The organism is Rufibacter sp. JT20002, from assembly GCF_056491185.1.
Window position 1 is genome coordinate 433,726 of the sequence record NZ_JBSZJY010000003.1, and the last position, 13,400, is coordinate 447,125.

General features: G+C 50.8%; 10 protein-coding genes. 5 read left to right on the forward strand and 5 right to left on the reverse strand.

From position 1 onward, the window contains the following. Positions 1-25: 25 nt before the first annotated feature. Positions 26-1,666: a sulfatase-like hydrolase/transferase gene (locus ACW9SV_RS15780; protein WP_479557721.1), complete on the reverse strand. Its 1,641-nt coding sequence runs from the start codon at positions 1,664-1,666 to the stop codon at positions 26-28. A 42-nt stretch (positions 1,667-1,708) separates the two neighbouring features. On the opposite strand from ACW9SV_RS15780, the gene ACW9SV_RS15785 reads away from it, so the two are divergent. Beyond that, positions 1,709-2,854, forward strand: a complete 1,146-nt coding sequence (locus ACW9SV_RS15785; protein ID WP_479557722.1) for a DUF418 domain-containing protein — start codon at positions 1,709-1,711, stop codon at positions 2,852-2,854. Positions 2,855-2,893: 39 nt separating this feature from the next. Here ACW9SV_RS15785 and ACW9SV_RS15790 read toward each other — a convergent pair whose 3' ends face one another. From ACW9SV_RS15790 to ACW9SV_RS15805, 4 genes are all read right to left on the reverse strand, one after another. Continuing rightward, complete coding sequence (locus tag ACW9SV_RS15790) at positions 2,894-3,628, reverse strand: acyl-CoA desaturase (RefSeq protein ID WP_479557723.1); 735 nt, start codon at positions 3,626-3,628, stop codon at positions 2,894-2,896. Positions 3,629-3,941: 313 nt separating this feature from the next. Continuing rightward, complete coding sequence (locus ACW9SV_RS15795) at positions 3,942-4,628, reverse strand: RluA family pseudouridine synthase (protein WP_479557724.1); 687 nt, start codon at positions 4,626-4,628, stop codon at positions 3,942-3,944. A 107-nt stretch (positions 4,629-4,735) separates the two neighbouring features. Then, a complete protein-coding gene (gene panB / locus ACW9SV_RS15800) occupies positions 4,736-5,554 on the reverse strand; it encodes a 3-methyl-2-oxobutanoate hydroxymethyltransferase (RefSeq protein WP_479557725.1) in 819 nt (272 codons plus the stop codon). Between the two features lie 206 nt (positions 5,555-5,760). Beyond that, positions 5,761-8,460, reverse strand: a complete 2,700-nt coding sequence (locus ACW9SV_RS15805) for a putative LPS assembly protein LptD (protein WP_479557726.1) — start codon at positions 8,458-8,460, stop codon at positions 5,761-5,763. Positions 8,461-8,527: 67 nt separating this feature from the next. On the opposite strand from ACW9SV_RS15805, the gene ACW9SV_RS15810 reads away from it, so the two are divergent. From ACW9SV_RS15810 to ACW9SV_RS15825, 4 genes are all read left to right on the forward strand, one after another. Further along, on the forward strand, positions 8,528-9,304 hold the full coding sequence (locus tag ACW9SV_RS15810; RefSeq protein ID WP_479557727.1) for an N-acetylmuramoyl-L-alanine amidase family protein: 777 nt from the start codon (positions 8,528-8,530) through the stop codon (positions 9,302-9,304). Positions 9,305-9,317: 13 nt separating this feature from the next. Further along, positions 9,318-10,331 carry an MlaD family protein gene (locus tag ACW9SV_RS15815; RefSeq protein WP_479557728.1) on the forward strand — a complete coding sequence of 338 codons (1,014 nt, stop codon included), beginning with the start codon at positions 9,318-9,320 and terminating at the stop codon, positions 10,329-10,331. 185 nt (positions 10,332-10,516) lie between these two features. Then, entirely contained in the window at positions 10,517-12,145 is a 1,629-nt protein-coding gene (locus ACW9SV_RS15820) for an acyl-CoA carboxylase subunit beta (protein WP_479557729.1), read from the forward strand. 326 nt (positions 12,146-12,471) lie between these two features. Beyond that, positions 12,472-13,392: a transglutaminase-like domain-containing protein gene (locus ACW9SV_RS15825; RefSeq protein WP_479557730.1), complete on the forward strand. Its 921-nt coding sequence runs from the start codon at positions 12,472-12,474 to the stop codon at positions 13,390-13,392. Positions 13,393-13,400: the final 8 nt, after the last annotated feature.

The window sequence follows — 13,400 nt, forward strand, 5'->3', positions numbered from 1 at the left end:
GCAGAACTCTGTTTTAAAGAGGAGTTTACCTGAACGGCACCAAGCTGTGCGGTCCGCGGCCGAACAGGTCTCCGGCCAAGAAGAAACGTTCCGAAGCTGAAATTGTAGAATCGTTCCAAAAGGAGGGACCATATTCTTTTCGAATCCAAGCCGGAGAATAGCCTTGAAGTTGCAACAAAGCCGGAAAAATGTGGGCGTGGCTGTAGCCCTGCTTCGGTCTTGGGGAGGGTGCTAGGCCGGTAAGCTGGCTTGGGTCCCAGATCCATAAAGGGACAGCGGCCTCCTGCGGCGATGTCTCGTGTACCGAGGCGTGCGTGATACTGATTCCCGCCTGAGCCAGGTTTTGCCCGTGGTCTGAGGTGTAGAGAATGACCGTACTGTCTGCTTTGGAGATGTTTTGCATTAACTGGCGCCAAAACTCGTCTACCGTCCATCTTAAGGAATTATGGTAGGTATTCAGGGTGCGTTGTCGGTCTTTGTAGATGCTGCGGGCAGAAAGCACCGGTTTAAAGAAAGCGGAATCAGCCGGGTAGGTGCGGGCATAAGGCCAATGGGTACCGGCCTTAACCACATACACAAATGCTTTCTTGTTGCCCTTGGAAAGCTGCGCCAAACGCCGGGCAACTAACATGTCTCGCTCATAATAGGGAGCCTGTGGGTGCGTCACGGCTGGGCGTTCCACGTGGTCAATGTACTTGAGGTCTTCGGGGCTCATGAAGTTCTGCAGCACATCTCCGCCTAATTGCGCGTCTATATAATAGGTGGTGTAGCCCGCCTTTTGCGCGTATTGAAAGATATTGGTGCGAGAGAAGGTACTGTAATTGGTATCAGGGATCTCTGAAACTCGGGTACCGCTCATCAGGGCAATGTTTGAGCCGCTGCTCTGGTTTGTAAACGAACTGGCAATCCCGAAATCAAGGAGTTGGTTCTTGACGGAAGATAGGAACGGCGTGGTGTTGAGGTTAGGCTGGTGCAAGGTTAGCTCAGTGGCCGTGATACTTTCATCCACAATCAGAAACAGGTGCGGCACGCCTGCGGTCACGGGGGAAACCGGAACGGGTGTGCGGATGGGTTGCGGCAATTGGTCGGTGGCCGCAACGATTAATGTCAACGGTACCCGATACAACGCCGGGAAATCATCCACAGTGCCGGTGGTCCTTTTGATCATGGCAAAGGCGGCAAGGCCAGCTATTGGTAGTAAACAAGCTGTCCAGGATGCTGATCGCCAAGCTGTTTTTTTCCTGATCCAAGTGATGGTCAGTATCACTAAAATAGAAGTTAAAAACGCAAGCGTAGCCTGTCCGCCAAAGTTCTGGAGGGCGGTGTCAGCCAGTTGTAGATTGTTCCAGGATAACACGGCATCGGAATACATGAAGTTGTAGCCCGTGATGAACCGGAAAGTGAAGCTGAGAAACAGGCAAGGCAAGAGCAACGCCAACGTGAGCCTATAGACCAATCTGCTGGCATTGAAGAGCAACAAAAGCAAGGCGGTAAGGGAAAAGGCAAACACCAACAGGTACAGCAGCAGGTGCATCAGACTGTCCTGAAATAGGAGATAGGTGGTGATGAAATAAAACCGCCCGGGCCGCATTTCTACCAACAGGACAAACAGGGTCAACGCGCAGAATAGGATGAAAGGAGTGCTCCTTAAAAAGCGTGGCCTCATGGATTTCCTGTAACTTGCTCTCTCATTTAGGAACCGAAGGTAATGGAACTCGTTCAATCTGCCAATCTGGAGGGCAGGTCCTCTGGCCGTGTAGATCAGGTAGATGTCATGCGTGGCTTCGCGCTGTTAGGTATTGGGCTGGAGAATTTGTTTTCCATGCATACCACCAATGCTGATTTCGCTGAGTATAGCGCTAAGTACGGCTATGGCGTAAACCACTGGATTCTTTTGGGTTTAATGGTGTTGGTAAGAGGTAAATTCTATCCCATCTTTTCCTTTGTGTTTGGAGCCTCGGCGGCTTTGGGCTTACCAAGCCAAGGATCAACGTACTTTCTGCGCCGGTTAGCCGGACTCCTTCTGCTGGGGGTGCTACAGGTACTGTTTATCTGGGAAGGGGATGTGTTGGTGCAGTACGTGGCCATGGGGTTCTTGCTGCTGATGCTGAAGGATTGGAATCCCAAAGCGCTGGGAATACTGGGAATCTTGCTGCTGGTTTTCAGTTTTACGGGCAAGTTGTGGGATGTGCCAGAAGAATCAGGAACCTTGCAAGACTTGGCTGCTTATAAGACGGGTACGTTTACAGAGATGGTCGCCTTCAGGGTGCAGGAATACCTTCAGAACGTTTTTACCTGGCAAGCCTTTTACTTTTACTCCCGTATTTTCGCTTTCATGTTATTGGGGTATGCTTTTGCCAAAAGCAAAGCTTTTACCCTTTTATCGTCTCCTGTTCGCATCCGTACTGTTTTTCTGATTCATTTAGGCCTAACAGTAGGAGTTGCAGTTTTAATCCAGGTGTTTGGTTGGCGGGCCGTGGAGAGTGATCCGGTATGGCTGAAGGAAGTCTGTTTAGCCATTTACTTCTATGCCGCCTTCATGAGTCTGGCGTTCTTACCCGTGGTCTTGTGGGGAACTTCCTTGCTGCGTCATCTGCTTTCTTCTCTGCTTTGGCTTGGTAAGCTAACGTTGACCCATTATCTCCTCCAAAACCTGCTGTTCAGTCTACTTTTCTACCGATACGGGTTAGGCTTTTTCCAGCAGTTGGACCCTTGGCAATGCTTCCTTCTGTATGTAGCTATCATCGGGTTGCAGCTATTTCTCTCTTCTTGGTTGCTCAGGCGTTATCGGTACGGACCCATTGAATTCCTGCTGCGTTGGGTGGCGGGTAAAAAACAGAAAGGCGCCTCCTGAGTAGGAGACGCCTTTCTGTTTAGCTGTTATTGCTTTAAATTAAGCGGCTGCTTTCTTCAATTTGATAATGCCCAATTTGTCTAAGGTCCAGATCACCGGATACGTTGGGTCTACTTCCCACCATTTCACCCCGAAGTTCACGCGGTTAGGCAGTTTGTGGTGATTGTTCTGGAATAACTCGCCCCCGGTCAGGAAATCAAAGAAAAGGGAATTCCTAGACTTATCGTTGTTGTCAAAGTTCTGGTACCCGTATTTGTGCCCGCTCCAGTTTACGATGGCCCCGTGGATAGGACCCATCAGGAAGTGCAACGGAAGTAATAAATACATCCACCAGTATTCTGCATAGTTGATGTAGATAAGCACGTAAATCACGCCCCAGGCTAACCTTGAGCCCCAATGATCACCAATATTTTCCACTAAGCGCCAAACGGGATAGTTGCCGTCAAAACGCATTTCTGGTTCCACACGCTTGTTCAAGAAATCATTGTAGATATTCTTGGTCTTCCACATCATGGTAAAGGCATTGCTGGAGAAGTGCGGAGAATGGGGATCGCGCTCAGTGTCTGAGAACGCGTGGTGCATGCGGTGCATGATGGCGTATGCCCTGGGCGATAGGTAAGAAGATCCTTGGCTCAGGTATGTCAACAGGAAAAAGAATTTTTCCCAAAAGGCGTTCATGGTAAACATCTTATGGGCAGCATAGCGGTGTAGGTAAAAGGTCTGCACAAACAGCGACAGGTACCAGTGGGCTACGAAAAAGAGAAGAATGATCATGCTGGGTGATGCAATTAATAGTTTAAGCCAAAGTGGGCAGGCTTTAGGAAAACAGTCCTGCGGTAAATAAGTTCACAAAGCTACAACGCAACTCGCAAACGCTGCAAAAGACAAACCGGTTAATTGCGTAAAAGTGACAAGAATCATTTTTAGCCTCCGTTTGCCAAATTGCTGCTAAAACAGCTGCTTTCTTAAAAGCGTTTAGGGTGAGGCAATTAAAATTGCAACTTCTGCTTGAATCCTTCTTTTAGGCAACCCGTCAGAAAGCGCTATCCTATCTGTAAGTAAAGGTTTTGAACCGAGCAACGAGTACTTAAGGTTGGAAGGACTGCCAGGCGGAAATGCGTGGCGGAGGGGCTTGAACCGTGATCCATGTTTTCAGGACGGGATGCTCAAAACCCAGCTCCCGGGCGTGCAGGCAGATACTCTTGTTAGGCAAAGGCTCCGGGGCCCCGTACCGGAGGTCTCCCATGATTGGGCATTTTAGGGATGCCAGTTGTACCCTGATCTGGTGCGGCCTACCGGTGACCGGCCTCACCTCTACCAAGTATTTGCCGGCAGTGCTTTTGAGCAAAGAATAACTAAGTTCTGCCCGTTGGCTGCCGGGTTTTTCCTGAGTTAAGGCTTTGGTGGTGTTGCGCTCAGCATCTTTGATCAGCCAATGGACCAGGGTTCCGCTTTCCGGCTGAGGCGCACGTTGGGTAATGGCCCAGTACACCTTCTGGGTCTTGCGCGTTTTGAACTGTTCATTCAGGCGGCTTAGTGCCTTGGAGGTTTTGGCCAGTAAGACCACACCGCTCACCGGGCGGTCCAGCCGGTGAACCACGCCCATGAACACATTGCCCGGTTTCTGGTATTTCTCCTTAACGTATTCCTTGGCCAACTCAGAAAGCGGCACATCACCAGTCTCATCGCCTTGCACCAGTACCCCACTAGGTTTGTTTACCACCAGAATATGGTTGTCTTCAAAAAGGACGTCTAGCTGGAAGGGGGCAGACATGCGGTTTCAGTGGTGTTTCTGAGAAATGAGGCCAAAAGCGGAAATATTGTTGATTGTTCATTGCTGATTGTTGTGATCTGAAAAAACAATCAGCAGTGAACAATCAATTAATAAGCTTCCTCTTCGCTGGGGAAACTCAACGATTTTACGTCCTGGATGTAGTTGCTGACCGCACCGGTGATAATCTCGTGAAGCTCGGCGTAGCGGCGCAGGAAGCGAGGCTTGAATTCTTTGGTAATACCTAGCAAATCATGGATCACCAACACCTGACCATCAACGTGGGGGCCAGCGCCAATCCCGATGATAGGAATCGCCAACTCTTGGGCCACGCGCTTGGCTAGCGCAGACGGGATCTTCTCCAGCACAATGGCAAAGCAACCCAGTTCCTGAAGAAGGCGGGCATCAGAAAGAAGTTTCTCCGCCTCGGCTTCTTCTTTGGCCCGTACGGAGTAGGTTCCAAATTTATAGATGGATTGCGGCGTAAGGCCCAAGTGCCCCATTACCGGTACTCCGGCGCTTAAAATACGGGTGATGGATTCTTTGATTTCCACACCGCCTTCCAGTTTCACGCCATGGGCACCAGACTCTTTCATGATCCGGATGGCGGAACGCAAGGCTTCTGAGGAATTTCCCTGGTACGAGCCAAAGGGTAAATCCACCACTACAAACGCGCGTTTCACGCCCCGCACCACAGAGGAGGCGTGATAGATCATTTGGTCAAGGGTGATAGGTAAGGTGGTTTCGTGGCCGGCCATTACGTTGGAGGCAGAGTCACCTACCAGCAAAACATCTGTTCCGGCGGCATCCAGTAAGGTGGCCATGGAGAAATCATAGGCCGTTAGCATAGAGATTTTCTCTCCGCGCTCTTTCATGCTCTGCAACTGATGGGTGGTAACTATTTTTACCTCGCGTTTCTGAACCGACATAATCAAGTAGTGTATTTGCCTTGGGCAAAGGTAAGGAGTGAGAATTTAGGAATCAGAAATTAAAAACCAGAAATTCTGTGTATCAATGATAGCAAGTTGCCTGAGGTAAACGAAGATCCCCTACGGAGTTTTGCAGCCATTTTTGATGGAAAGGGGCTAAAAGCAGAGCGGCCATCTTCTAAAAGATGGCCGCTCTGCTTTTAATATTAATAAGGTCGCCCGGTGGCGCTGCTGCTGCGCCGGATGCGTAAATCCTGTAGCAGGGCAGACTTAGCGTTGATGTTGATGGAGTAGCGTTGCAGCACCCCAAACGGTACCCAGTCAATGGACATCTGCCAGCAGTGCAGGTCGCGCACAATGCCTATGTTGGTGTAGCTCAGGATACGATTCTTTAAATCGTAACTGGTGGTGTAGTTTACCGCCCATTTATCGGTAAGGGTCACTGAACCGTTGATACCTGCCGAAGTGGCGTTGTTGACCAGTTTATCGGTTAGGAGGTCACGGGTAAAATTGGAGGTCAAGTCCACTGAGAGCGTCCAGGGAATGTTGAACTCCACGTAGTCGGCGGCCGTGGCGGCACGCTCCAGCGAAGGAAGGTTGGTAGGCGGAGCCGCCCCAGATTGGGCTTGCTGCTTACGGGCCTGCTGGTTGAACTCAAACCCGGTGTTGAAGTTCAAGTTCATGAGGCGGGCCAACCGGAAACCTCCTGATTCTGCCAGGTAGATGTTTCTCCGTACCCCGTTGATGTACTGGTACGGGTCAAAGCTACCCGATACGGTTACGCCCACGTTGTTGAACAGCTTGGTGGCCAGGTTGACGTTGATGTTGGAAAGTTTAAACGAGTCGGCGGCCATGTTGTAGGAACCCGAGAAGTTAAACGCGTCAATCAAGCTTACTTTCTTGAAAACGCCCGCACTGTCTGTCTTCACTTTCATCTCCACGTTGTTGCTCACCGAGAAGGAGATGGCGCTACTCAAGCCCGGGCCGGGTACGTTCCCTTCCAGTCCTTGGAACCTGGAAAGCAACTGGGTATTTCCTAAGCTGTCCCGCTGTACCCGTTGGTAAAAGCCATACTCAGCCCGCCCGAAATCAGGACGCCAGCTGTAAGACACGTTAGGTGTTAAGGTGTGCCGGATAGCCTCTACCTTTTTCCCTTTGATTTGGGCAATACCGTACAGGTTGGTGGTAAGTGATAAACTTCCCTGGTATTGGTAGGCCCGTTGAAGGCCTTTTAAAGTATCAACCGCCAAAAGATTAGACCCTGGTATGTTGCGGTACGAGTATTTCTTGGTAAACCAGCTTTCGCTGTAGCTTACCCCAGGGGTAAGTTTAAAGTACTTGAAGAGGCTAACCGTTCCTAAGGTGATAGGAATGTCGTGGTTAATGCTGGTGCGGGCGTTCCGGAAAATCTGAGACAGGTTAGAACCGTTGATGGCCAAGATGGTATCACGGGCTTGTCTGGAAGAGAAAGGGAACCCTAGGCTGGAGCTACCTGAAATGTTGTTGGTCACGAACTGGCGCGCGTTCAGGTTGTACCCTATCCGAATGCCTTCAATCCAGCGGCCGGTAAGTGTACCGCCAAACCATTCAATGGGGCTCTGGCTGGCCACGCCAAAGCTGAAGTCTGGCAAGGTAAAGCTCATCTGCTGGGTAGGTACCAACTCACCGGCCTCATTGTACTGGTTTCTGGTGGTCTGGCTCTGCGAGATGGTTATCCCGTAGTTGATAGGGGAGTTAGGGCTGCTCTTGCGGTAAGAAACCGTAGAGTTGAACGCCGGCGACAGGGCATTCTGTGCACTGGTAGAGTTCCGTTGGTTGTAGAACTGGCTACCGGCGTTCACGTTGGCCGAAAACTGTCCTTTGCCGGGACGTGTAACCGGCGAGTGGCTCCAGCTAATCCAGATATCCCGTGAGTCAGAACCGTAGTTGTAGACGGCATCGGTGGTCACACCCACACCAATGTTTTCGCTGGCTTTGATAAAGGTGTGGCTTACCGAGAAGTTACCGGTGAATTTGTAGCGTTTGGTGTAGTTAGACTGCACGCGTAGGCCGTATCCGCCCAAAGAGAAAATATCCCCGGTGATGCGCATGTCCATGTATTCGTTCATGGCCCAGTAGAACCCGCCCTCCCGCAGGTAGAAGCCTTGCTGGTTAGACTCACCAAACGTAGGAATGATGATCCCGGAACCTCTTTTGCGCGGCGAAGGAAAGAAACCGAAAGGTAATCCAATGGGCGTAGGCACATCGGCAAACACCAGGTGGAAAGGTCCGGCTACCACGCGGTCATTCGGGATCACCTTCATTTTGGTGGCCTTTATATAAAAGTGCGGGTGTTCCAAGTCACAGGTGGTGTAGCGGGCATGGCGCCCATAAATACTCCCAAGCGAGTCGCGTTTGATGGTCTCGGCATGGATGTACCCTTCGCCCTGCGTGGTAATGGCGCCAATCACACGGCCCTTTTTGGTTTTGTAGTTATAGGCCATCCGCTCGGCCTGGTACGTTTCCGCCCCGCTTTTAAACAAAGGCCTGTTTTGGAGTACTCCGGCTGAGTCTAAGATGCCTTCGGCGTTGATGATGTTGGTTTGCCAGTTGATCTGGATGTAGGCCGCATCCAGGGCAATGTCACCGTAATCTATGTGCGCCTCACCGTACAGGTGCATGATGCGACTGACCGCGTCATAGCGGATAGAATCTTTGGCCTTATAATTGATTGTGGTCTCAATATCGCCTCGGGTTTTTGCGTTGGCAGTATCTGAAGGAGTGGTGACTACCAGTGTGTCACGCTTAGGCAAAGGGGGAGCGATGGCGCCGCGGCGAATCTGCGCGGTTCCCTCCGTAGCAGAAAAAAAGGCAATCACTGAATAAAGGGCGATTGCCAAAAACTGGAGGGATCTCTTCTGATTCAAGTAAATTTTTTGTTATTTTGTTAACTGTGACAAAGTTATTAACAATAGCTTTTAACTAACGCATCTCGTGAAAAATATTGTCTCGCTTACCGTTTTTGCTTTATTGATTTTCTCTTCATTCACCACGTTTGATCGGAAGGAGGTAAAGGTACGAACAGTGGTAATTGATGCCGGCCACGGCGGAAAAGACACGGGCTGTAACGGGGCCTCGGCCAGGGAGAAGGATGTGGCCCTGAAGGTGGCCTTGAAAGTAGGGGAGCTTATGGAAGAGAACATCCCCGATGTGAAAGTGATCTTCACCCGCAAAGACGACCGCTTTGTGGAACTGATTGACCGGGCGGGGATCGCGAATAAAAACCACGCTGACTTGTTTATCTCCATCCATTGCAACTCGGGGCCCAGCAACGCCTACGGTACCGAGACCTACACCATGGGGCAGCACAAAACCAGCGGCAACCTGGCCGTTGCCAAGCGGGAGAACTCAGTAGTGTTGCAAGAAGAGAACTACGAGAAAAAGTACAACGGCTTCAACCCTAACTCGCCGCAGAGCCACATCCTCTTCAGTTTGTACCAAAGCGCTTACCTGGACAACAGCTTGCGGTTTGCCCAAAAGGTAGAAAGGGAGTTTAAATCTAAGGTGGGCCGCTCTAGTCGCGGGGTGAAGCAGGCGGGCTTTCTGGTGCTGTGGAAATCGGCGATGCCCAGCACTTTGATTGAAATTGGCTTCCTGACCAACCCGCAGGAAGAGAAGTTCCTCAACGATAAAGCCAATCAATCGTATATGGCATCAGGTATCTACCGGGCTTTTAAAGAATACAAGCAAGAGCTTGAAGCCATGAACTAATTAACGTACCCCTGTGAAATTTTCCAAAGAACTCAAAGTAGCGTTGCTGGGCCTTGTGTCTTTAGCAGCACTCTACGTGGGCTTTCTATTCTTAAAAGGAAGTAATATCCTTTCTTCTACCCGTACCTACTACGTTACCTATGACTCAGTAGAAGGCTTGGCTGTGTCTAACCCCGTTCTCATCAATGGCTTCAGGGTAGGGCTGGTGAAAGAAATGGTTCTAGACCAGAAAAAAGGAAATAAGATTCTGGTAACCCTGGATATTGAGAAAGACATTGACGTGGGAGACTCTACCGTGGCCATGCTGGTTAGCTCAGATCTATTGGGCAGCAAAGCCGTGGAACTGTACATGGGCCGTAACCGAGTGCGGTACCAAGGAGGCGAATACCTCATTCCTTTCGTGAAGAAAAGCATCACCGACATGCTTTCACAGAGAGCCATGCCTGTGCTGGGCACCGTTGATACCACCTTGCAGCGACTGAACGCCTTCTTGGACAAAGATGCCAAACAGAGCATTCAGTCTATCTTGCTTAATGCGCAGGCCACTTCTGAGACCTTACGCGCTGTTGCCTTGGCTAATCAGGGGAACATTAATGAGATCACGAGCAACCTAGCTCAACTAACTGCTTCGCTACGAGGTACTGAGGCCAAGTTCAGCCGTCTGGCAGGTAACCTTAACACCCTCACGGACACCATAGACGTAAATTCTATGAACAGCGCCATCAGAGGGTTAGACAGCACCATCGCGCAGGCGCAGATGACCATGGCCAAAATCAACCAGGCAAACGGCAGTTTAGGGAAACTGATGAACGATGACTCGCTCTACCGCAACCTGAACGGTTCCAGCGAGAGCCTGAATGCCCTGCTCATGGATCTGAAAGCCAATCCTAAACGCTACGTGCATTTCTCCTTGCTACAAATTGGCGGCGGTACCAAAGTAGACAAAGCCTCTAATGTGAAGGAAGCCAACAAGGTGAAAAACGCGGGCAATGTGCAGAATGCGGGCAACATAGAAGAGAAGAAATAACCTGGTTTAACCCAGCAGGAAAAGCGTTATGGCGCCGTTTTGCAGAAAGCGGCGCCATAACGCTTTTTTGTGCCATCCGTAAGGGAAAAGCAAATGCCTAACAAGTGTTAGCCTTTCTTGGATTTTACTATATTTGTACACCCCGCATGGGGTAAAAACCCCTAACCACCCGCTTTCGCAGAACTATGGATATTGAATTCAATAAGAACGAAGACAGCCTGAAACAACTTTGCTTCCAACTCAAGAGCAGACACACCAAGGTAGCCTTGGGAGGCGGCGAGAAAGCCATTGCCAAACAGCACGAGAAAGGCAAACTCACTGCCCGTGAACGCATCAACTACCTGTTAGATGAAGGTTCAGAGTTTCTGGAGATCGCGGCGTTTGCCGGGGAAGGCATGTACAAAGAATATGGCGGCTGCCCTGGGGGTGGCGTGGTGGCTGGGATTGGCTACGTGAAAGGAAGACAGTGCATGGTAGTGGCCAATGATGCCACCGTAAAAGCCGGGGCCTGGTTTCCGATCACCGCCAAGAAGAACCTGCGGGCGCAGGAGATTGCCATGGAAAACCGCTTGCCGGTCATTTACCTGGTAGACAGTGCCGGGGTGTTCCTGCCCATGCAAGATGAGATCTTCCCTGATAAAGAGCACTTCGGGCGGATGTTCCGCAACAACGCGATCATGAGCTCAGAAGGCATTGTGCAGATCTCGGCCATTATGGGTTCCTGCGTGGCGGGTGGCGCGTATTTGCCCATCATGAGCGACGAGGCCATGATTGTGGAAGGCACGGGTTCTATCTTTCTAGCCGGTTCTTACCTGGTGAAAGCAGCCATTGGCGAAACCATTGACAATGAAACGCTGGGCGGCGCCTCTACCCACTCAGAGATCTCCGGCGTCACTGACTATAAGTTTGAGACCGACCAGGAGTGCCTGGACCACATCCGGAACATTTTCGATAAAATGGGCGATAATCCCAAGGCTGGTTTTAACCGCGTAGCCTCATCGCAACCAAAACTAGACCCAAAGGAGATCTACGGGATCCTGCCGCAGGACCGGGTGAAGCCCTATGACATGATGGACATCATCCTGCGGCTGGTAGACAACTCTGAGTTTGAGCCTTACAAAGACCTGTACGGCCAGAGCCTCATCTGCGGCCTGGCCCGCATTGACGGCTGGGCCGTGGGCATTGTGGCCAATCAGCGCAAAATTGTGAAAAGCAAGAAAGGCGAGATGCAGATGGGCGGTGTGATTTACTCAGACAGCGCTGACAAAGCGGCCCGTTTCATCATGAACTGCAATCAGAAGAAGATTCCGCTGGTGTTTCTGCAGGATGTATCGGGGTTCATGGTGGGCAGCAAGGCCGAGCACGGCGGCATCATCAAAGACGGCGCCAAGTTGGTGAATGCCATGAGCAACAGCGTGGTGCCTAAGTTCACCATTCTTGTGGGCAACAGCTACGGCGCGGGCAACTACGCCATGTGCGGCAAAGCCTATGACCCGCGGCTCATTTACGCCTGGCCCACGGCCCAATTGGCGGTCATGTCTGGTGCTTCGGCGGCCAAAACTTTGCTGCAGATTCAGGTGGCCTCCTTGAAAGCCAAGGGCGAGGAGATTACCCCCGAGGCTGAAAAAGAACTGCTGGACAAAATCACTGATCGGTACAACGAGCAGCTTTCTCCGTACTACGCCGCCGCCCGACTTTGGGTAGACGGCATCATTGATCCGTTGGAAACACGTAAGGTTATCTCCATGGGCATTGAGGCTGCTAATAACGCACCTATCACCAAGCCGTTCAACGTGGGCGTGATCCAGACATGATTTCCATTTTAGCCGAAAATATGAGAACTGCTACAAAACCAAAACCCTCGCTGGACCCCCAGCGAGGGTTTTGGTTTACAGTAACTTCCCCAGAGCTACTAAAAGCAGGAATAATGGAAGTTCGCTGGTTTTCGTTAAAGAGAGGAAGGTGGTAGTGTGTAAGAAAGCTGCTTTGGAGCAATTAGATGAAAAACTGCCCGGAAACGCTTTGGCCTTGATTCACGTTCTTCAGAGGAGGCGTGCTGCTGAGACATGGCGGTGTTTTCACATTAGCGCAGCAGTTTCAAATCTTAATACCTAATTTTGAATCCTTAATTACAGAGCCCTTGACCAATAAAGAAATAAAAGCGCTTATCTCTCTCCTGGACGATGAAGATCCGGATGTGGTGGCGCACGTTCACCAACGGATTGTGGAGCTAGGCGATACCATTACCCCTTTTTTAGAGGAAGCTTGGGAAGAAAGCCTGGACCCCGAGCACCAGAAGAAACTGGAAGAACTCATCCATGACCTGCAGTACAGCTCCCTTACGCAGCGCCTGAAACAGTGGAAAGAGGAAGGCGGCACCGATCTGGTTCGGGGTATGTGGCTGGTGAGCACCTATCAGTACCCAGACCTGACCCTGCAGCATATAAAGCAGACTCTGGCCGAACTCTATTACGAGGCCTGGGTAAACGTGCGGCCCGAGATGCACCCTTATGACCAGGTGAAAGCCCTCAACCACGTACTCTTCAAACTGCACCACTTCTCGGCAAACACCAAGAATTTTCATGCACCGGGCAATTCCATGATCAACCAGGTGCTGGAAAGTAAGCGCGGGAATCCGTTGACCCTCTGCGTTATTTACATGACCTTGGCGCAGAAGCTTGGTCTGCCCGTTTACGGCGTGAACCTGCCTAACCTGTTTGTGCTGACCTTTAAAAGTGAGGTGATCCCGCAGTTCTACATCAACGTGTACAACCGAGGCCTTATCCTCTCCAAAAGCGATATAGACAACTACCTGCTGCAACTTAACCTGAGCCCGGTAGAAATCTTCTACGAGCCCTGCGCACCTATTGACATCGTGCGCCGCGCCCTCCGGAACCTGTCGCTTTCCTACGAGAAGCTAAACGATCCTGAGAAAGCCACCGAAATTGAAAAACTCATTGATGTCTTAAGCGATGATCCCAAGGCAGACGCCGGCGAATCCAATGAAGAAGACCCGGACGAAGATGAGGATGCAGGCTACGACGACGAGGACGACCTGTAGTGTTTTGA

What these genes read in the sequence shown, in the direction of transcription:
- ACW9SV_RS15795 (WP_479557724.1), bottom strand. Translation starts at nt 4,628, where the DNA reads ATGTCTGCCCCCTTCCAGCTAGACGTCCTTTTTGAAGACAACCATATT.
- panB (WP_479557725.1), bottom strand. Translation starts at nt 5,554, where the DNA reads ATGTCGGTTCAGAAACGCGAGGTAAAAATAGTTACCACCCATCAGTTG.
- ACW9SV_RS15790 (WP_479557723.1), bottom strand. Translation starts at nt 3,628, where the DNA reads ATGATCATTCTTCTCTTTTTCGTAGCCCACTGGTACCTGTCGCTGTTT.
- ACW9SV_RS15785 (WP_479557722.1), top strand. Translation starts at nt 1,709, where the DNA reads ATGGAACTCGTTCAATCTGCCAATCTGGAGGGCAGGTCCTCTGGCCGT.
- ACW9SV_RS15820 (WP_479557729.1), top strand. Translation starts at nt 10,517, where the DNA reads ATGGATATTGAATTCAATAAGAACGAAGACAGCCTGAAACAACTTTGC.
- ACW9SV_RS15780 (WP_479557721.1), bottom strand. Translation starts at nt 1,666, where the DNA reads ATGAGGCCACGCTTTTTAAGGAGCACTCCTTTCATCCTATTCTGCGCG.